Genomic DNA, 20,048 nt, shown 5'->3' with positions numbered 1-20,048 from the left:
GGCTGCCAGAGGCGCGTCGCGCCTCGCTGCCGCGAGGGCGACGGCGGCCGCAGTAAAGCACCGCAACGAGGGAGCGCCAGCGACCGAGTGAGGAGCGAAGCAAGGCCCCCGAGTTCTCACGGCTGGGGCTTTGTGAGTGTTCTCCGCGGTAGCAACTGCGCACGATTGAGCGGCTGGGGCTTTGGAAGAATTCACCGCGCTGGCAACTGTTTATAAGCGAGCGGCTACCCTTTTGGAGATGTTCTCGACCACAACGATCTCGTACCACTAGCACATCTTCTTACCGGAGGATCCACCTACAACACGATGAACCTAACTCCTTCTGAAGTGTTATCAGACATCCTTCAGAGTCGCCTCTCAGCGACCCGCTTCCGGCGGCAATCGGGGAGTTCAGCGGTCGGTACTGGCGTCCGGGTTCGCCGTATCAGTCGCGTCGCTCGTGATCGCGTCGGATCCCGCCGGATCGTCCGTCGCTGCGTCCGCCTCCGGACCGTATCGACACGTCACCGTCAACGGGTCGTCGTCGGTCACGTCGACCCGGACGGGCGCCTCGAGCGTCCGGACCAGCGCCACGGCGAGCACGGAGGGTATCGGGTGGTCGATACCGGTCGGGTCGCCGAGCCCGGCGCCGGCGACCTCGAACGTGACGCGGCGCGTCTCGGTGTCGACGTCGTGGGAGACGCCGTCGGCGAGCTCGAACAGCTCGACGACCGCGTCGGCGATCGCCGGCGCGATCGCGTCGGGCGTCGCGTCGACCGACCGGTCGCGGGTCGCCTCGAACTCCTCGTAAAGCGGCGCGCCGGTCGGGTGAAACGCCACGCCGCCGCGGTCGGGATCGGGCGGGACGACGAACAGGTCGGGCGAGTCGGAGAGGTCGGGAAGGGCTTCGCCCTCGTTACGGGGGACGAACAGCCGACCGCCGTCGGCGGGGACGTACACCGGCTCGCCACGGAGGCCGAGTTCGTCGATCGCCGCCTCTCGGTCGGCCCGGAGCGCCCGAAACACGCGGGCGCCGACGCGGGCAGACACGAACCGCTCGGGGGTGAGCACGTAGGTGAGCACGCCGGCGAAGACGCCCGTGCCGCCGAGCGCGAACAGCACGGTGCGCGCGTCGGGGAAGCCGAGCCCGCCGAGGAGGCCGATCAGCCCCACGACGAACAGCCCGAGCGCGGTCCGACGGTAGGTCGCCTGTCGCGACCGCGCGTACTCCTCGCGGAGCTGTCGGTTCTCCGCTTCGAGCACCGCCAGGCGGACCCGAAGATCGCTGGGGTCTCTCGGGGGTGAGTCGGCCGGTCCCGCCGGTTCCGACGGCGTCGTCTCGTCCCCCGACTCCCGGTTCGATCTCGTCCCCCCCGTGGTGTCCATCCCGTCGCGTCACGGTTTCGGGAGTCGGGAGTTTACTCTTTCGCCTCCGCGTCCACCAGTCCGAGGCGGACGAGCGTCGCCCGCCGAGCGAGGTACGCGCCGAGCGCGACCGCCAGGCAGAGCAGCCCGCCGGCCGCGGCGAGGCTCTCTCGCAGTCCGACGGCGACGACGCCGAGAAGGACGGCGTACGCGCCGAACGTTCCGGCGATCGCCAGCGGAACGGAGCGGTCCCGCGCCGGTTCGGTGAGCACGGCGAGGAGCGCGAGCTGGGCGAGGCCGACGGCGAGTCCGTCCGCGAGCGTCGCCGTGGTCGCCAGCGCGAGCTGACCGACGACGAACGCCAGGGTCGACGGGAGGAGGAACGCGACGCAGACCAGGACGCCGGCGAGGACGGCACCGCGCACCATCCCGGTCGTCAGCGTCACGCCCAAGACGACGAGCAGCCCGACGACGCCGAGCGGATCGCGGGCGGACGGAGACACGAGGTCCGCCGCCGCGACCGACCGCGGGCCGGGGAAGATTGCGGACATCAGCGGACCGCCGTCGGTGTCTCCCGACGGTGTGCGAGGACCGAGTCGAGCCGCGTCTCGGGAGCGATCTCCAGCGCGGTGACTCGCGGGTGGGTGTCCAGGTCGCGACGGAACCGCTCGAATTCGAGGTACCGGTCGTACGCGGCGTCGAGGTCCGTCGGACCCGTCGGTTCGAACAGACAGCGCGGCGTCAGAAAGACGATCACTCGCCCGCCGCCGCCGATCGCGGTCTTGACCGCCTCCCGAAGCTTGGTCGGCTCGTCGTCGCTCGTCACGATCACGATCAGCCCCCCCGTCTCGAACCGGTTCCGGACCCGCCGGACGCTCCCCACGAGCGGGTCCTCGCGGATGCGCGCGGCGTACTGAGTCGGCTCGCTCACGTAGGCGTCGAGCACGCGAGCGAACGTTCCGTCGTCACCGTCGAGCCGGTCGGCGAGTTCGCGGGCGCGGGTCGCGGACCGGGTTCGACTACCGGAGTCGTCGCTGTCTGCGGTCGGCGTGAGGCCGTACAACAGCGTTTCCGCCCGCGCGTACGTTCGGGTCGTCGTCCGCGATCGGACGGCGTTGGTGACCCCGTCGCGGCCGACCGTGTCGACGCCGATCGGGTCGGTTCGGTCGGCCGCGGTGCGGACGATACCGATACCGACCTCGCGGGCGTAATCCAGCATCGTCTCGCCCGGCGATCCGACCGCCATCCGGTCGCGGTGGTCCACGATCAGGGCCGTCCGGCGGTCCGTCTCCCCTTCGGTCTCGCGGATGTAGATGTCGGCCAGCCGCGCCGTCGCCTTCCAGTCGATCCGGCGGACGCTGTCGCCGGGGACGTACTGTCTGATCTCCCGCGTCGTCACGCCCGGACCGGGCTGGTCGGACCGGTGCTCGCCGTACGCGTTGCGGACCGGCTCGCCGCCGCGGCCGACGTGGATGTCGAGGGACCGCGGTCGGGCCGTCACGGCCGGTGCCGTCCCGCGGGCGAACCGCACCCGGTACAGGCCCAACGGATCGCTCGCGACGACGACCGGGGCGGGAAACGCGAACCGACCCGCGATCGGGAACGACACGTCGAACGCGGTCTCGGCCTCGAGCTCGTCGGGTTCGAGCACGACGGTCCGATTCCCGGTGCCGTGGTCGGCCCCCACCGACGTTTCGGTCCCCACCGGCACGTCGGCGCGCACCGAGAGCGGCACCGCCGCCGTCGACGGGGGACGGCGAACGGCGAGCGTGACGGAGACCCCGGTGTCGACGAACGTGTCCGCGGTGGCGGCGTCACACTCGACGGTGAGCCGGTCGTCGAGCCGAGCGAACGCCCGGCTCGTGACGGCGGCGACGCCGACGAGCCACGCACCGACACCCGCCGCCGCGAGCAGGAATATCGGCCGCTCGGCCGTCACGCCGAGCACGACGAACACGAGCCCGGAACCGGCGGTCGCCCACCAGCGACTCGTAACGTCCATCGGATGTGACTCGGGGCGGCGTCTCTTGAAAGTTGGCTTCCGGACGCGGGGAGCGCGACCGCATCGCTGCGTCGACCGGTCCCGGAGACGTCGAGATCCCCGGAGATATCGACGTCGCCGTCGACCCACTCTCGCGTCGACCGCCGACGCGTCGCCTCGCACGCTTTATACCAATCGGCGTTAGAGTACGGGTGTGCCGGCACGCTATCGGGGGCTCGCCGCGATCGCCGCGGTGGTCGTCGTCGTCAGCGCCGTCGCCGGGGGGGTCGGCGCCGCTCCCGCCTCCGGCGGGGGACCGACTGCCGCCAACGAGACGGCGGCCAACGGGACGACCGCCAACGGAACGATCGAACCCCACCGGAATCCCGACGAGATCCAGCAGGACGGAGACACACAGCGTGTCGCAGATCACCTCGCCGCGCGGCTCGGCGAGCGACTGGCCGGGAGCGCGGTCGCGATAAGCGAGGGGGAGTTCGAGCGCGGACAGGCCCTCCTCGGCGAGGGGTACGACGAACAGCTCGCGAAGTACGCGGTCGTCGCTCGCGACGTCGACGAGGCGGAACTCGCGCGGCAGTTCAACCTGACCCGCGAAGAGCAGGCGTCGCTGGCGGAGTCGCTCCGCGAGGCGGAGGCGCTCGCGACGGAGTACCAGCGCGCGGTCGAGAACGACGACGACGAGCGCGCCCGGGAGCTCGCGCGCGAGCTGATCGCGACGGCCGAGGAGCTCAACCGGACGACCGCGGACCTCGAACAGCGGTACGCGGTGCTCGAAAACGAGACCGGGATCAACCTCGACGAGGCCCAGGTCGCGATCGAGGAGATACGAGAGACGACCGGCGAGGCGGTGGTGGGAATCCAGGCCCGCGAATTCACCGAGACGCGGCTGGTCGCCGAGACGAATCGAACGCGCATCGCCGTCAGCGACCCGGCCGCGATCTCCGGACGGCTCACCACCGCGAACGGGACCCCGATCGAGAACGGGTCGATCCGGCTCCGGCTCGGAGCCGACACGGTCACGACCCAGACCACCGGAGACGGGACGTTCGAGGCGACGTATCGCCCGCTCACGGCGCCGCTGAACGCGTCGGCGCTCACCGTGGCGTACGCGCCCGCGGCGACCGACCCGTACCTGCCGGCGACCGAGACGGTCAACGTGTCGATCGCCGAGCAGGCGGAGACGTCGATCGACCTGGAGAACGCGAGCGCGGCGGCCGCGTTCGACGAGCAGGTCCGCGCCACGGGGACGGTCCGCGTCGCGGGCGCGGCCCGGGGGAGATCGGCGGGATCCCGCTCGTCCTCGACGTCGACGGCCGGCGGCTCGCGACCGCCGAGACCGATCCGGACGGCCGCGTCGACCTGCGCGGGTCGCTTCCGGCCGCGGTCCCGGCGGGCGAGGCCGAACTACGGGTGGCGATCGACCGCCGGAACGCGGCGATCGCCCGGTCGACCGCGACGGCGCCGCTGTCGGTCCGCTCGACGCCGACGGCGCTCTCGGTCGACGCGTCGGTCGACGACGAATCGCTGACCGCGTCCGGTCGACTGACGGCCGAGACCGAAGCGGGAGGCGAGAGGGGGCTCACGGGTCGGACGGTGTCGCTCTCGATCGACGGGACCGACGTCGGAACCGCCGAAACGGGGCCTGACGGGCGATACCGGGTCGAAATCGCGGTGCCGGCGTCGATCGAACCCGGAGAACGAGGGTCGATCACGGCCGCTTTCGACGGAACCGGGACGAACCTCCTCGGCAGCACCGCCGAGGGGACGGTCGTCGTTCCGCGAGGGAACGCCGACGGGAACGGAGCCGACGCGACGTGAGCGACGGGGATATCGGGAGCCTCGTCGGGGCCGGCGTCGTCGCGGTGCTCCTCGCGCTGGGGGCGTTTCTCGTCGGACGGGGGGGGCGGTCCGGAGCGGCTTCGACGGGTCCGACGGCGGATCCTCGGAGTCGATCCCGCGGACTCGGGCGCAGAGACGGCGGCGGGGGCGGCGAGCGATCCATCCGCTGGGACGACAGCGAGCGGGGCCGGTACTGGTACCGGAGGCGATGCGGGGGGCGGCGCCGCGCGGTCGCCGCTCGGGCGGGCGCGTACCGAGCTGACCGCCGGTCGACCGGACGAGGCCGTCCGGATCGCGTATGCGGTGGTCCGGTCGCGGCTCAGTCGGTCGACCGCCGACGCGTCCACGGAGACCCACTGGGAGTTCTATCGGCGCTGGCGCGACGCGGACGACGTCGACGCGGACGGGCTCGAGACGGTCACGGAGGCGTACGAGGAGGCCGAGTTCGCTCCGCACGGCGTCCCGTCGGAGACGGCCGACGACGCGGTGACCGCGAGCGACGAGATCGTCGATCCCGGCCCGTCGCCGAGGGAGCAGGGCGACGACTGATCGCGTCGGTCCAAGTGCCGAGAGCGATCGACGCTACCGGCGATGCCGACACTCGTCACAGAGCGCGACCGCGGACAGCCCCCGCACGATCGGCCGTCCGCAGTCGCATCGTGGCCGTGACGACGGTTTCGACATACCCCGCCGTCCGGAACGGGTTCGGATAAACATTGCATATTAAGAGTGCATATTCATTCAGGCGGTCGGCCGGAGGAGGCGAACGTGCGTGATCGAGCGCGACGCGACCCCTCTACCGAGTTCCACATCGACGGCCCAGGTGGTCCGACGCCGACCTCGACGGCCCACGTCTCGCGAGCGAGGGGAGAAACGTTCCGTCGGTAGATCGTTTCGGACATCCGATAGCGAACACGGCGACCCGAACCAGATTTGTCGTATTCGGGCAGAACGACGCACAGAGACGTGAGGACAGTCCCGGGAAAAAATTTATTGAACATGTGTTTTTTTTTATTGTTATATGTCTCCTATAGACACGGTAACCGCTGTCGTACGTGAGAGCGTGACCGGCGGGATCGCTCCGGATGAGGCCGGAGCGATCGGTCGCGTCAGAGATCGGGTCTCGGCCGGATCGGCGACGCGGCCGGGGACACCGGAGGACGCGAGGTGACCGATGACGGGCCGTTGGGGGGCGGCACGCACGGTCGTCGCGGTCTCGTCGCGGATCGAACCCGTGTACCGGCGGACGAAGACGCTCCGAACCGGGGCAGGCCGGGTCAGACGGGCGGTCCGGAACGGACAGGGGGAGCGGAGGTGACGGACGATGTCGAAACGACACGGCTCTTCGGGGGTCGAGACTTCGGGACGAAACGGGCAGGCGGGGAGTGACGCTCCCGGCGGCGAGTCGGGGCTCGACCGGTCGCGGGTCGTCCGTCGCGTCGCCGTGATCGGCGCGGCGCTCGCGCTGGTGAGCGTGATGGCCGGGATCGGGCTCGTCGGAGGCGCGAGCGCACAATCCGGTACGGCGGGCAACGTGACCGCTCCGGAGGAGGTCGACGTCGCCCCGACCGACCTGGCCGGGAGCGGGACCGAGGCCGATCCCTACGTGATCACGAACGCCTCCGAGCTGCAGGCGATGGAAGACGACCTCGACGCCAGCTACACGCTCGGAAACGACGTCGACGCGTCGGCCACCGCGTACTGGAACGACGGCCGCGGCTTCGATCCGATCGGTCCGGACAGCCCCGGCGAGGACGGCGACGAGACCTTCTCGGGAACACTGGACGGCAACGGACACGCGATCACGGATCTGACGATCGATCGCCCCTCGATGGACCACGTCGGTCTGATAGGTAATTTCCGTGATGGGACGGTCGAGGACCTGGTACTCAGGAACGTCACCGTCACCGGGGCGAATACCGTCGGCGGAGTTGTCGGGCACAACACTGGGGGAACCGTGCAGCGCGTGTCCGCGACGGGTACAGTCAGCGGGGCACCGAGTGGTGAAACGTACGCAGACTACGTTGGTGGCCTCGTCGGTGAAAACGACGGGACGGTGGTCCGCTCGGCCGCGAACGTTACCGTCGTTGCCGACTTCGGATATGACATCGGAGGTCTCGTCGGCCTCAACTATGGGACGGTGAATCAGTCCTATGCGGTCGGCGACGTCCAGGGTTCAACGACAATTGGGACCGGGGGGCTCGTCGGTCGAAACGGTCCGCCTGCGACTCCCGGCACTGTGAACCGATCCTATGCGACCGGCTCCGTCACCGGCTATTCCGGACTCGGCGGGCTCGTGGGCTGGGCGCCGTACCTCGAACCCGATCTTCCGGGAACCGTAATCAACTCGTACTGGGACACTGAGACGACCGGCCGGTCCGAATCGAACGGAGGCACGGGATTCACGACCGCGAATATGACCGGCGAAGCAGCCCAAGCCAACCTGGACGGATTCGCATTCGGAGAGGTGTGGGTGACGCGCGAGAGTGACTACCCGCGCCTCGCTTGGCAGACCGACACAGCACCTCCCGCGTCGGTCGGCGTGAACCGAACGGAGTCGTTAGTACGGCCGAACACGACCACAGTCGGTGCGACGGGGAATGTCACTATTACGGTCGTCGTCGAAAATCTTCCCGTTACTGCCTCGGGTGAGGTCGATCTTCGCGCAGAGAATGTGACCCTAAACACCGAGGGGAACGATGAGGACCGGACGATCGACTTCACCGAGACCAACATCACCGACGGGAGACTCACCGTCTCCCGAACGGTCTCTGCGACGGCCCCGGCGACGCCTGGCCAGTACAATATCACGCTGACCGACCTTCGTGTCGGCAACGAGTCGGCTGGCACCGTCGAGTACCTGATCGAGGACGCAGACGTGACCATCGAGACGATCGACGTGACCGCTCCAGCGGAGGTCGACGTCGCCCCGAGCGATCTGGCTGGGAGCGGGACCGAAGCCGATCCCTACATGATCACGAACGCCTCAGAGTTACAGGCGATGGAAGACGCCCTCGCCGCCAACTACACACTCGGGAACACCGTCGACGCGTCGGCCACCGCGTACTGGAACGATGGGAAGGGCTTCGATCCGATAGGGAACGGCGACGGCGAGTTCACCGGGACGCTCGACGGCAACGGACACATCATCGACGGGCTGACGATCGACCGAGGAAACGAGAGCGACGTGGGGCTGATCGGCAACCTCAGCGACGAGGGAACGGTGACGGACATCGTGGTCGCAGCGCCAGCGATACGCGGCGACGACCGAGTGGGAATCCTCGTCGGGACGAACAAGGGCACGGTGAGCGACTCGCACACGGTCGGCAACGTGAACGGCTCCGGGGACGTCGGCGGGCTCGTCGGTCGGAACGAACACGGGCACGTGACCCGGTCTGACGCCGGCGGGAACGTCACCGGAGACTCCAGTCTCGGCGGACTCGTCGGTAACAACGAGGTGGGTACCGTCACGGAGTCGTACGCCGTGACCAACGTCGGGGCGCCGAACGCGACGTCGGTCGGCGGGCTCGTCGGGCTGTCCAACTCCGGCGTGATAAACGACTCGTACGTGCTGGGGTACGTTCTCGGGGAGACGAACGTCGGCGGCGTCGTGGGCGACGTCCGGACCAACGGGAACGCCGACAGCGTCGTGACGAGGACGTACGCGACGGGATACGTGAACGGCACCGGTGGTTCCAATATCGGCGGAATCGCCGGTGGGATGGTTGGTACCTTCTCCGGGGTGACTTCGAACCTCACCGACTCGTACTGGGACGGGGTGGCAACCAACCAATCCGATGCTGTTGGGTTCCCCTCGTACGGAACCGTCGTCGAGAACAACACCGGGTTCAACCAGACCGACGGCGACGGGCGCGCCGCCGCGATGGTCGGAGCCGCGGCGGCAAACAACATGACTGCGCTCGACTTCGGAGACACCTGGGGAACGGTCGAAGCGGCCGACGACGACGCCGAGACGGACGGCTATCCGGTGCTGACCGACGTCGACCGCCAGATACAGCTCGAACGGCGAGGCATCCTGGCGGACGGCGAGGAGCCGACCGGTGCCGATCCGGTAGTCAACACGACCCAGTCGGGGGTCACGCCGATCGCGACGGAGCCGAACGAGACACGGGAGTACACGCTCACGGTGGCGGTCGAGAACACCTCACTGACGGACGAATCCGGCGAGATCGACGTCGACCTCGGACCGTTCGAACCGGCAGACAGTGGAGGTGAGGACGGTGCGGGCGAAGCCAACGATCTGACGCTCCCCTACACCGGAGCGAACGTCTCCGACGGGACGATCACGGTCACCCAATCCGGTCCGCTCACCGCGCCGAACGCGACGGGCGAGTACGAGATCGCCGTCACCGACGTGCGCGTGGGTGACGGTGAGGGTGCAGAGTACCTGATCGAAGACGAGAATATCACGATCGCGACGATCGGCGTGGTCGACGACCGGGGAGTCGACCTCGACACGAGCGATCTGGCCGGGAGCGGGACCGAAGCCGATCCCTATGAGATCACGAACGCCAGCGAGCTGCAGGCGATGGAAGACGCCCTCGCCGCCAATTACACGCTCGAAACCGACGTCGACGCGTCGGCCACCGCGTACTGGAACGACGGGAAGGGCTTCGATCCGGTCGGCCCTGACATCCCCGACGAGGAGGACGCGGAGACGTTCACCGGGACGCTTGACGGGAACGGCCACGCGATCACCGGACTCTCGATCGATCGCCCGGACGAGAACGGGGTCGGACTGATCGGGTACGCCGGCTCCGAAAGCGCGATCGAGAACCTCACGCTCGGCGGTGTCGACGTCCGCGGCGAGAGCGACACGGGCGGACTGATCGGCGGCACCGGCGGCACGATCGCGAACGTCTTGGCGACGGGAACCGTCGAGGGAGCCAACCGGACGGGCGGACTCGCCGGCCGCAACGGAGGGACCGCGACGATTACGAACGCCTCAACGGGCGTGGCGGTCGCCGGAACGAACGTCGTCGGCGGCCTCGCCGGCGGAAACAGAGGGGCGATCGCGAACGCGTCGGCGGAGGGCGTCATGAACGGGAACGCTGCGGTCGGCGGTCTGGTCGGCGTCAACGACGGCGGCACGGTCGCCAACGCCTCCGCGAACGGAACCGTCGACGGAATCGATCAGGCCGGCGGGCTCGTCGGCGTCAACGACGGAGGCACGATCGAACAGTCGGCGACGGAGGGCGAGACCACCGGAACCGTCCAGATCGGCGGGTTGGTCGGCGTCAACGTCGACGGCACGGTCGACGGCGCGGCCGCGACGGGAACCGTCGAGGGCGAGAACGGTGTTGGCGGCCTCGTCGGCGACAACATCGACGGGACGATCCAAACGGCGACGGCAAACGGCACCGTGAACGGAAGCGGTGCGGTCGGCGGGCTCGTCGGCACCAACGACGAGGGCACGGTCGCCAACGCCTCCGCGAACGGATCCGTCGAGGGTGAGACCGGCGTCGGCGGCCTCGTCGGCGACAACGTCAACGGGACGATCGAAAACGTCACGGCCGCGGGCGACGTCACCGGTACCGACAAAATTGGCGGGCTCGTCGGCGACAACACCAACGGGACGATCGAAGAGTCGGCGGCGGAGGGTCCCGTGAGCGGGACCGCTGCGGTCGGCGGTCTGGTTGGCGTCAACTACGCGGACGCCTCGGTCGACACCGCGGACGCCACGGGGACCGTCGCGGGTGAGACGGCCGTCGGCGGTCTGGTCGGCGTCAACGACCAGGGTACGGTCGCGAACGCTTCGGCGAACGGCTCCGTCGAGGGAGACGACGGCGTCGGCGGGGTCGTCGGCGTCAACGATGCCGGCACGATCCAGCGCGCGACGAGTGGAGCGAACGTCACCGGCGGCAACCAGACCGGCGGCCTCGCCGGCGTCAATCTCGACGGGACGATCGAAACCGCGACGACCGCCGGCAACGCCACCGGTGAGGACAACGTCGGCGGACTCGTCGGCTACAACAACGGCACGATCGAGGCCGCGAGGACCGCCGGCGACGTGAGCGGTGCGCAGAGGGTCGGCGGGGTCGTCGGCGCCAACGACGACGGCACGGTCGGTACGGTGAGCGCCGCCGGCGACGTGACAGGGGTCCAGGGCGTCGGCGGAGCCGTCGGGGTCAACCGCAACGGCACGGTCGGAAACGCGTCGGCCAGCGGCGCCGTCGCGGGTGACACGGGCGTCGGCGGGCTCGCCGGGATCAACCAGGGCGACAGCACGATCCGAGACGCCTTCGCCACGGGATTCGTCTCCGGCGCCAACCAGACCGGCGGCTTCGTCGGCTACGACAACGGCTCGGTCGAGAACGCGTACTGGGACACGGAGACGACCAATCAGTCCACCTCGGCCGGCGACGCCACCGGACTCAACACCAGCCAGATGACCGGCAACAACACGGCGATGTCGCTTCCCGACGTCTGGCAGACGCAGACCGACGGCTACCCCGTGTTGACGCCGCTGGTCGACATCGATGAGAACGTGGGCGGCGACGGTGACGACGGCACCGACGGCGGTGATGGAACCGATGGCGAGGACGGTACTGACGGCGAGGATGGCACCGATGGCGAGGACGGCACGGACGGCGGTGACGGCACAGACGGGGGCGATGGCGGCGACGGGGGCGACGACGGAGGCGAGGCGATCTTCTCCGTCTCGGCGTTCAACCCCCAGAACGACACGATCACGGTCGGCGACACCATCGCTGCCTCCGCGACTATCGAGAACACCGGCGACGCGAGGGTACCCAGACCATCGAGTTCCGCGTCGGCGGCGAGACGCTCGACAGCGAAGAAATCACACTCCAGAGCGGCGAGAGCACCACGGTGGCGTTCACGGGCGACACGACCGGCCTCAACGCGAGTGTCGACACGCAGGGCGTCTTCACCGACGACGCAAACCAAACCGCTTCCCTAACCGTCGACGACGGCACCGACGACAGCACCCCCGGCTTCGGTCCGATCGTCGCGTTCGTCGCGGTGATCGTCGCGGCCGCGATCCTCGGCCGCCGTCGGGAGGACCGCTGACCCTCGTTCCGTCCTCGGCTTTTCGACCGTCTGGAACCGCGGGAGGTGACGGCATGTAGCCGTACCCTCACCGGGGCGAAACGCGGTTGACACGCCCGATCCCTGTCCATTGCCAATCTCCGTTAATTTCTTAATACATACATTTGATATGTGATGAGAATCCACAGGGACCTATGCCCATCCCGGCGACGTGTCCCGAGTGCGGCGACGCGGACATCTCCGTCGTCACCGTCCCGCCGAGCGAGCACGCGTACGATGGGTGGCAGACGGCGATCGAGTGTGACACGTGTGACGAGCGGGTGTTCGCCGCCGAACTCGAGTGACGCACATCTTCCGAGAGACTGGAAGACGGGTCTCGAACGACCGTCACGCTGGTCGAGGCGACGACCGGAGAGTGAGATGCCGTCGCGGCGAGGATCAGCACTCACCACGGAGCCGACCGAGGAGCGCCACGACAAGGATGGCTCCGATCGCTAGCTCGATACCGAACCCGGGCACGTCGGTACCCGTCTCGTCGTCCGAGCTCTCGTCGTCAGACTGAACGGTGAGGGTCCCGGCGGGCTCGCCGTTAACGGAGAGGTCGTACGTGCCTGCCTCGGTGAACTGCGGCTCAAACACCGTCCGCATCGTCGTCCCGGGATCGACGGTCACCTGGGTGTCGTTCAATCTGGTTTCGCCGTCGTCGAGCGTCACGTTGAGCGTTGCTTGGCTGGCTCGCGGATTCGAGATAGTCGCGTTCACGGCCACGCGTTGGCCGACGGTGCTCGTCGTCGTCGACAGGGTCGCGTCGACGACAGCCACCTCATCGTCCGGCGCATCCCCGTCGGACCCGTCACCGCCGTCGGACTCGTCGTCGCCGTCGTCACCGTCGTCACCGCCGGTCGGATCGTCGCCGGTCGAATCCTGTTCGACGGTGACTGTCGCATTGGAAGTGATCGGATCCCCGTAGACCGGATCGACAGTCACCGAGACTTCTTTGGTGCCGGTCGTCTCGAACGAAGTCGTCATCGACGGTCCGGTCGAGGTGGCTGTGGCCGTCTCCCACGTGTAGGTCGTGTTCGGCCACAGGACGGTTTCGGCGTCCGTCTGGACCGTAAACCTCCCCTGCTCGCCGATCGCAAGCGTGTCCGGTCCGTCGACGCTCACCGCGGGCTGTCCGGCGGCCAGCTGTCGCATCACGCGCAGACTGGTTTCGGTCCCGACGTATAGCCGACCGTCACTGGCGGCGATCCCGCCGCGGTCGATTGCGAGGGAATCTTGCCGTGCAGCCGAGATGTTCACCCAGGCTCGTTCCCCGTCACTCGTCAGCGCAACGACGCCCCGTTCAGCCGTCAACTTCCGGGGATCGCTGTTCAGCGCGACGGAATCAATTGACGGCTGCTCCGACGAGCGTGGCGCCTGTGCGAAGGAGACGTATATCCGATCCGCCGCGGTAGCGACACCCGTCGCCGCCCGAGAACGGCGCTGTTCGACCAGGCGGCCGTTCCGAACGACTTCGTCTATCCGACCGTCTAGCGGATACGTCCACGCGACGGTACCGTCTGTCGTGAGGCCCGTAACGGTCTGTGCCAGCGCTAGCACCACACGATCGTCGTCGGTAACTGCAAGCCGCGGCCGTGGCTGGTCTAGCGGGGCAGCCACGGGAGCGGTGACGGTGCGATTCCAGCGGACCGAAACGGTCTCGTTGGCGGTGTCCGTGAGACTCGTCGCGTTCAGCGCGTACACCCGTACGCGCACCGACTGCGTCGTCTCGTCCGTCGTGTCGAACGGACTCGGACTATCCGGCGGATCGCTTGCGACGACGTACACGGTCTCGTTCGTCGTCGTAATCGCCCGAATTCGTCCGAACGACGCGTTCGACCACGCGGTGGCGCCCGTCGTCCGGTTCAACGCGAGGAGCCGTCCCTCCGCGTCCGTCACGAACGCGTGTGACGGCGTCGTCGCGACTGGTACATTCCCTAGCAGCCATGGATCGAGAGGGGCGATCTCTCGTGTCCACGTCGCGTTCCGTGACGCGTTCAGCGACGTTACCACCTGCCACAGCTGCTCCTCCTCTCCGAATGGAGAGTCGACCGTCTTTGTGTCGATGTGAGTGATAACGGTGCCGTCCCCATCCGCTGCCACACCCAATACCGCCCGTAGTTGCGGATCGCTGACGTTCGGACCGTGGGTCCACCGGGTGTCACCCGTCTCGGCGACGCGGGCCTGGAGCCCGTCGTCCGACCCCACGTACAACGTCTCGGCCGTCGTTGTGAGATCGAAGATACCCTCAGTATCGCGAGTCCAGGCGGTGTCGCCCTGGGTGACGGCGACGGTGAGATTCGCCGTTGCCGTCCAGCCGTCGGGATGAGTAACCGTACCCGTAACCGTCCGGATACCGCTCCGTGAGTATCGGCGGACCGCGGTCGTATTTTCGATCGTCGTCCCATCGTCGAAGGTCCACGTGAGGGTCGCGCCGGCGTCAGCGAGCTCCTGCCCGGTAAACGTCGCGAGCTCGCCGGGTCGAACGGTCCGCGACCAATCGATCCCATCTCGAACCGAAGCCACCACGCGACGGCGGTCGGTGTCGGTCCATCCCGACGGATTCCGGACGGTGACCGTCACGTCGTGGACGCCCGGCGTGAACGAGACGTTGGTCGTCGCGGCGTCGCCCGCGGGCGCCCCGGAGACGTTCCACGAATACGCCGACACGTTTCCGACGGTGTCCGCGGAATACGTCGTCGAAGTACCCGGAGCGACCCGATCTGGCCCGCTAATCGACGCGCTCACCGCGTCCGGGAACGGGGCTGCGACGAGCTGGATCGGACGGTCCCAGGAGTCGACTCCGACCGCGTAGAGCGTCTCGCCGCCGACGGCGATCGCTTCGGACCGGACGAGGCTATAGGATTGCCACAACGGCTGATCCCCCTGAGGTGGATACGCGACGATGGGACTGGGATACAGGTCGAGGACGAGTTCACCGGACGGGCCACCAGCGAATCCCATGAAGTCGCCCGAGATATCCCGCGTCGTCACTGCGCCCGTCGAGCGGTTCATCTCGTACAGCAGCGAGTTGGAGTATCCGACACCGCTTATGACGTAGACGGTCTCGTTTCGCACCGAGATCCCCCGAATCGACAAGCCGTCCAAGTCTTGCACACGCCAGCGCCGACTCCCGTCCGCTGCGTCCAGAAGCGTGACGTTATTCGGATCCCACGTTCCGACCGCGACTGCGGTATCATCGGCGTCGAGCGCGAGGACGTCACTGACGTTCGTGTTCGCCCACTGCAGCCGCTGCGTGGTCGTATTCAGCGCAACGAGACCGTCCTCACCGGCGGCGTACAGCGTTCCGTGCGCTACCGCAAGTTCGTCGACATCGCCAATCGGCAGCGCCGTCGTGTTCCGCTGCCACGCCACCTCGCCCGAGGTCGCGTCGAGCGCGAAAATGTGCGCCACGCTGTCGTTTTTGACCTGCGACGAACACGTACCGATCTGTCACCGCGATCGCGTCGGGCGCATGGCCGGCGGTGGCGTTCGCCGAGACGACCCACCGCTGGGATCCGTTGGCTGGATCGAAGACCCGTACCGACGGCGGGGAGCCGACGCCCGCGGCGACGAGATCGTCTGTCGCTGCGATATCGATACCGGTGTAGATGTCTTCGGCCGGAATCGGGTGCGTCCAGCGATGAGCCACGCGATCGACGTCGATCCGGCTCTGACGAGTCGTGGAGAACGCTCCGTCAGGCCCCCGGAGCGTCGTTTCGACGGCGTACCGCCCGGTCGTGAGACCGTCAATCTGTACGGTCGTGTTCCCCGCGGCGACGACCCGCTCGACCGTCTCCGCGTCGTCGGCCCACGGGGAGAGCCGGACGGCGACCTCGTAGTACGGCGGCGCGTCCGAGCGGATCGGGAGGTCGACCGTCCCGGGTTCCACGTCTCTGCCGTCGCGAACGGGCGTCAGTGAGGGGGTTCGTGCGGTGATAGCGACGTCCGCGCCGGACGTGTCGAGCGTGCCGTCGCGATCCCAGTCGACCTGCCACGTCCCCGGTCGCGACGAGAGATCGAGTACCGCGACGCGGCTGTTCGGTCCCGTCGACAGCGGTCCTTCGGCCGATCCCTCGTAGTACACTGGCACGGCTCGACTGACGGTCTCGGCGACGAGCGCGACCGGTTCTGGCGTGTACGCCGACACGTTCGATCCGCCGGCGGTGACCGTTCGCGCCGCACGCACGCTCGACCGATTCACCCCCCACGCACGGACCGTCGCGACCCGGTGGGGCGGCGCGTCGACCGTCACGAGGACGCGCTGATCGGTGGTTTCGTCGCGTGATACGTCGGTCACTTCAAGCGACTCGCCCTGCGGGCCGAACGCTGCGACATCGTCCGCGGTCACCGCGTCCGGAGCGAGCGATCGGTTCGCGATGACTTCGACCCGAGAGGCGTTCGCTACGGGATAGACGACGGGCGGGGCCTCCGCGGGATCGACACCGACCGGACTCGCGTACGGTTCGGTGACCGCGACGGTGCCCGCGGCGATGCGGTCAACGTGCGTGCCGGGCCCGAGGACGAGTCCGAGCGGGTACCGACCGGTCGCGTCTGGATTACGGACGTTCGAGAGCGTGACGGTCAGTTGCGCGGGCGATTCGACGGAGGAGTAGTTGAGCGGGACGAGGAGGATGTCACCGTCCTCCGTCACCCTCAGGACGCCGTCGCGATCGACGACAGAGGCGCCGTCGACGGTCACGGACACGTTGTCGAAATCGGTCGGCAAGCGTCCCCCGTTTGCACCCCAACGTTCGCCGACAACCGACGAGAGCAACCCGACGGCGAGGCGATCGTACGTCTCGTTGGTGTGGACCGTCGCGCTCGCGTGATACGTCGTCCGAGTCCCGACGGTGTCGTTCGCGGTGTGACTGGAGCCGTCCCGAAGCGGGACGACGACAGTGCTGGGCGCCCCGTCGACAGCCGTTACCTCGCCGTCGGGGAGGGTGTCGTTTTCGACGGTGACTGCTGGCTGGAGTACGGTCCCCGGCGTCACGTCCGCCGCGTTCCACGAGAGGGACGCGCGGACGCTGACAGCGGCCGAATCACGGATCGTCAGTCCCGCCGGGTCGATCGTGGCGCCGGTATCGCTCGTCACCGCCGCCGGATCGACCGACCGCGTGTCGCCGGCGACGGTGACGGTCACAGACCGAAGGGCATCCGTGCTGACGTTTCCCGTGTCTCGAACGCGGAGCGTCGTCGGCGTGAGCGGCGACGTGTCCGTCGCGTTGAGCGTGACGTTCTGGACGACGGCTCGCTGCCCGGTTTCGATTGTCGCTGGGCCACGCTCGTCGTCCGCTACCGACCGCTGAACCGCGAATCGCTCCGCCTCATCGATGTACTCAGTGTTCGTGGAACCACCCGTAACGTGGGCTTCATAGCTTCCATCGCTCCCCGTATCCGTGGCGAGACGGTACGTCTGGTTTGCGGACGGACTGGCGGCTGTCGTGTCGAGTCCGGAGAGCAGTAGGTCGATCTCCGCGAACGTGTCTCCGTCGTCGGCTTCCGCTATCCGTACGGAGACGTTCGCGGTACTCCGATTGATCCACGCCTCCGTCTCCGCTACACCCCGGCGTGTGTCAGTAACGTCGACTGTCGCATTGGAGAGATCGACGCCGGCATCGCGCAACGCCGAGACGTTGACTGTCACCGTGACGTTCCCACCGTCGTAACCGTCCGGAAGATCGACGGAGATCTCCCGGATTCGTTGCCGAGTATCCGTCCTGTTTGCGGGGACGTCATCGGCCACGTAGAACGGCTCGAAGATCCTCGTCTCCGAATCTGACGTGTCGCCTACGGAACTATCTGTCACCGTCGCGTCACTCGCCGCTGTACTGGCCCCGACACCAGCCAACACCCCAATGCTAATCCCGACTGCGACGAGTGCGACCAGCGCTATCGCTCGTGGCCCCGTGCCGCTCCCCCGGCGCGTCATAGTGTTAACAAGTAACGCAGTTACCAAATCCGTTATTGTTAGTTACATAAATTCAGCTATTAAGATAAGAAGTGCGAAATTCGGCCCGTACACGCCGAATCAACCGACTTTCGGAGAGATCAACTGTATGGTGTCGTCACAGTCGTCGCCCCCGAGTGCTGTGGGGACGCGACGCGCAATCCAGTAGTGTTATTGTACTGACTCCACGTGCGGCAAGCATGCAGGACTCCCGGATTCTCGTGACCGGCGGCGCGGGGTTCATCGGATCGAACCTCGCGAACCACCTCGCCGACGCCGGCAACGAGGTCGTGGCGCTGGACAACGGCTACCTCGGAACGGCCGAGAACCTCGCGGACGCCGTGGAGTACGTCGAAGCCGACGTCCTCGACGACGATCTGCCGACTGACGTCGACGTCGTGTTCCACCTGGCGGCGCTGTCGAGCCGCCAGATGCTCGAGGAGAATCCGCGACAGGGCGCTCGCGTGAACGTCGAGGGGTTCGTGAACGTCGTCGAACAGGCCCGGGAGGACGGGTGTGACACGTTCGTGTACGCGTCGACCTCGTCCGCGTACGGCAGCCGCACCGAGCCGAGCCCCGAGGACATGGAGTTGGAGGCCGCGACGGGGTACGACGCGTCCATGCTCGGCCGGGAGCGCTACGGCGAGTACTACAACAACTTCTACGACGAGCTCACGTGTGCGGGCATGCGGTTCTTCTCGGTCTACCAGGGATACGGCGGCAACGAGGCGCACAAGGGCGAGTACGCCAACACCGTCTCGCAGTTCGCCGACAAGATCGCCAACGGTGAGTCGCCCGTGCTCTGGGGAGACGGGAGCCAGACCCGGGACTTCACGCACGTCGACGACATCGTCCGCGGGTTGATCGCGACCGCCGACCGCGAGCTGGCGGGCGTCTACAACCTCGGGACCGGGGAGGCGTACTCGTTCAACGAGATGGTCGAGCTGATCAACGAGGTCCTCGGAACGGACGTCGATCCGGAGTACGAGCCCATCCCCCTGGAGAACTACGTCCACGACACGTGTGCGGACATCTCGAAGATCCGGGAAGCCACGGGCTGGGAACCCGACATCAGTTTCGAGGAGGGCGTCGAACGGGTCTGTCAGCCGTACCTGAACGAGTAAACGTCGGCGTAACGGGCGACCGGGCCGCGTCGCAGATCCTCTTTCGAGAATATGGATTGGTTCATGACGGCGCGACCGACCGATTAAGTGGTGTTGCGCCGTACACCGACCGTGACAGCCGTTGGTATCGTCGGCGCGGGAGCGGGGGCGGCGGCCGCGGCGTTCGCCGTCGACCGCGCGGCGCTCGACGCAAACGTGACGGTCCTCGAGAAGTCCGGCGGCCTGTGCGGCCGCGCCGCGACCCGCCGATACGGAGACCTGACGTACGACTACGGGGCGAACTACCTGAAGGCGGACGACGAACGCGTCGTCGAGCTGGTCACGGAGACGCTCGACGACGCGGGGCTCGTCGATGTGACGGAGCCGGTTTACACCTTCGACGCCGACGGCGAGGTCGCTCCCGGCCGCGACGCGGACGAGCACAAGTGGAGCTACCGGCGGGGACTCACGCAGATCGCGAAGCGGCTGTTCGGCCGGACCGACGCCGAGGTCCATCGGCGGACGCGAGTCGAGGCGGTCCGACGGGTCGGCGGGACAGCCGACGCGGGCGGCGGCCGGTGGGAACTCGACGACGCCGACGGGGAGGCCTGGGGACCGTTCGACATCCTCCTGTTGAACCCACCGGCGCCGCAGACCGCCGCGCTCCTCCGCGAGGCGGCGTGGGACGACCCGCTCCGCGATCGACTCGCGGCGGCGGTCGGTGCGGTCGACTTCC

At 68.0% G+C, this 20,048-nt stretch carries 13 protein-coding genes; 8 read left to right on the top strand and 5 right to left on the bottom strand.

All coding sequences use genetic code 11. The features are described 5' to 3' along the window. Positions 1 to 390 precede the first annotated feature (390 nt). Genes GJ633_RS05255 through GJ633_RS05245 form a run of 3 tightly spaced genes read right to left on the bottom strand, consistent with a single transcriptional unit; the run spans position 391 to position 3,346 of the window. The gene (locus GJ633_RS05255) at positions 391 to 1,365 is read right to left on the bottom strand and encodes a hypothetical protein (RefSeq protein WP_197431241.1); all 975 of its coding nucleotides are present in this window, start codon (positions 1,363 to 1,365) and stop codon (positions 391 to 393) included. A 32-nt stretch (positions 1,366 to 1,397) separates the two neighbouring features. Then, a complete protein-coding gene (locus tag GJ633_RS05250) occupies positions 1,398 to 1,895 on the bottom strand; it encodes a hypothetical protein (protein WP_156587768.1) in 498 nt (165 codons plus the stop codon). Beyond that, positions 1,895 to 3,346, bottom strand: coding sequence for a DUF58 domain-containing protein (locus tag GJ633_RS05245; protein WP_156587766.1), 1,452 nt, complete (start codon positions 3,344 to 3,346; stop codon positions 1,895 to 1,897). The genes GJ633_RS05250 and GJ633_RS05245 overlap by 1 nt, the downstream gene beginning before the upstream one ends. A 193-nt stretch (positions 3,347 to 3,539) precedes the next feature. On the opposite strand from GJ633_RS05245, the gene GJ633_RS05240 reads away from it, so the two are divergent. From GJ633_RS05240 to GJ633_RS05210, 6 genes are all read left to right on the top strand, one after another. After that, complete coding sequence (locus GJ633_RS05240; RefSeq protein WP_156587764.1) at positions 3,540 to 4,871, top strand: hypothetical protein; 1,332 nt, start codon at positions 3,540 to 3,542, stop codon at positions 4,869 to 4,871. After that, positions 4,754 to 5,161 (top strand): hypothetical protein, encoded by a 408-nt coding sequence (locus GJ633_RS05235; protein WP_156587762.1) that lies wholly within the window; start codon positions 4,754 to 4,756, stop codon positions 5,159 to 5,161. The genes GJ633_RS05240 and GJ633_RS05235 overlap by 118 nt, the downstream gene beginning before the upstream one ends. 324 nt (positions 5,162 to 5,485) lie before the next feature. Then, positions 5,486 to 5,731 carry a DUF4129 domain-containing protein gene (locus tag GJ633_RS05230; RefSeq protein WP_156587760.1) on the top strand — a complete coding sequence of 82 codons (246 nt, stop codon included), beginning with the start codon at positions 5,486 to 5,488 and terminating at the stop codon, positions 5,729 to 5,731. A gap of 775 nt (positions 5,732 to 6,506) precedes the next feature. Next, entirely contained in the window at positions 6,507 to 12,125 is a 5,619-nt protein-coding gene (locus tag GJ633_RS05220) for a GLUG motif-containing protein (protein WP_156587755.1), read from the top strand. Then, on the top strand, positions 12,035 to 12,235 hold the full coding sequence (locus tag GJ633_RS18210; RefSeq protein WP_156587753.1) for a PGF-CTERM sorting domain-containing protein: 201 nt from the start codon (positions 12,035 to 12,037) through the stop codon (positions 12,233 to 12,235). The genes GJ633_RS05220 and GJ633_RS18210 overlap by 91 nt, the downstream gene beginning before the upstream one ends. A gap of 173 nt (positions 12,236 to 12,408) precedes the next feature. Next, a complete protein-coding gene (locus GJ633_RS05210) occupies positions 12,409 to 12,558 on the top strand; it encodes a hypothetical protein (RefSeq protein WP_156587751.1) in 150 nt (49 codons plus the stop codon). 94 nt (positions 12,559 to 12,652) lie between these two features. On the opposite strand, the gene GJ633_RS05205 is transcribed toward GJ633_RS05210, so the two are convergent. Both GJ633_RS05205 and GJ633_RS17635 read right to left on the bottom strand, forming a co-directional pair. Then, positions 12,653 to 15,661, bottom strand: coding sequence for a PQQ-binding-like beta-propeller repeat protein (locus GJ633_RS05205; protein WP_321168919.1), 3,009 nt, complete (start codon positions 15,659 to 15,661; stop codon positions 12,653 to 12,655). After that, complete coding sequence (locus GJ633_RS17635) at positions 15,543 to 17,906, bottom strand: hypothetical protein (RefSeq protein WP_231741239.1); 2,364 nt, start codon at positions 17,904 to 17,906, stop codon at positions 15,543 to 15,545. The genes GJ633_RS05205 and GJ633_RS17635 overlap by 119 nt, the downstream gene beginning before the upstream one ends. 503 nt (positions 17,907 to 18,409) lie before the next feature. Here GJ633_RS17635 and GJ633_RS05200 point away from each other — a divergent pair. Both GJ633_RS05200 and GJ633_RS05195 read left to right on the top strand, forming a co-directional pair. Beyond that, positions 18,410 to 19,333 (top strand): NAD-dependent epimerase/dehydratase family protein, encoded by a 924-nt coding sequence (locus GJ633_RS05200; protein WP_156587747.1) that lies wholly within the window; start codon positions 18,410 to 18,412, stop codon positions 19,331 to 19,333. Between the two features lie 111 nt (positions 19,334 to 19,444). Next, positions 19,445 to 20,048, top strand: a 604-nt coding sequence (locus GJ633_RS05195; protein ID WP_321168918.1) for an NAD(P)-binding protein, incomplete at its 3' end; no start/stop codon positions are given.

It is taken from the genome of Halorubrum sp. CBA1125 (genome assembly GCF_009742825.1).
Lineage (GTDB): Archaea > Halobacteriota > Halobacteria > Halobacteriales > Haloferacaceae > Halorubrum.
This window is presented reverse-complemented; position numbering and strand designations above follow the sequence as displayed.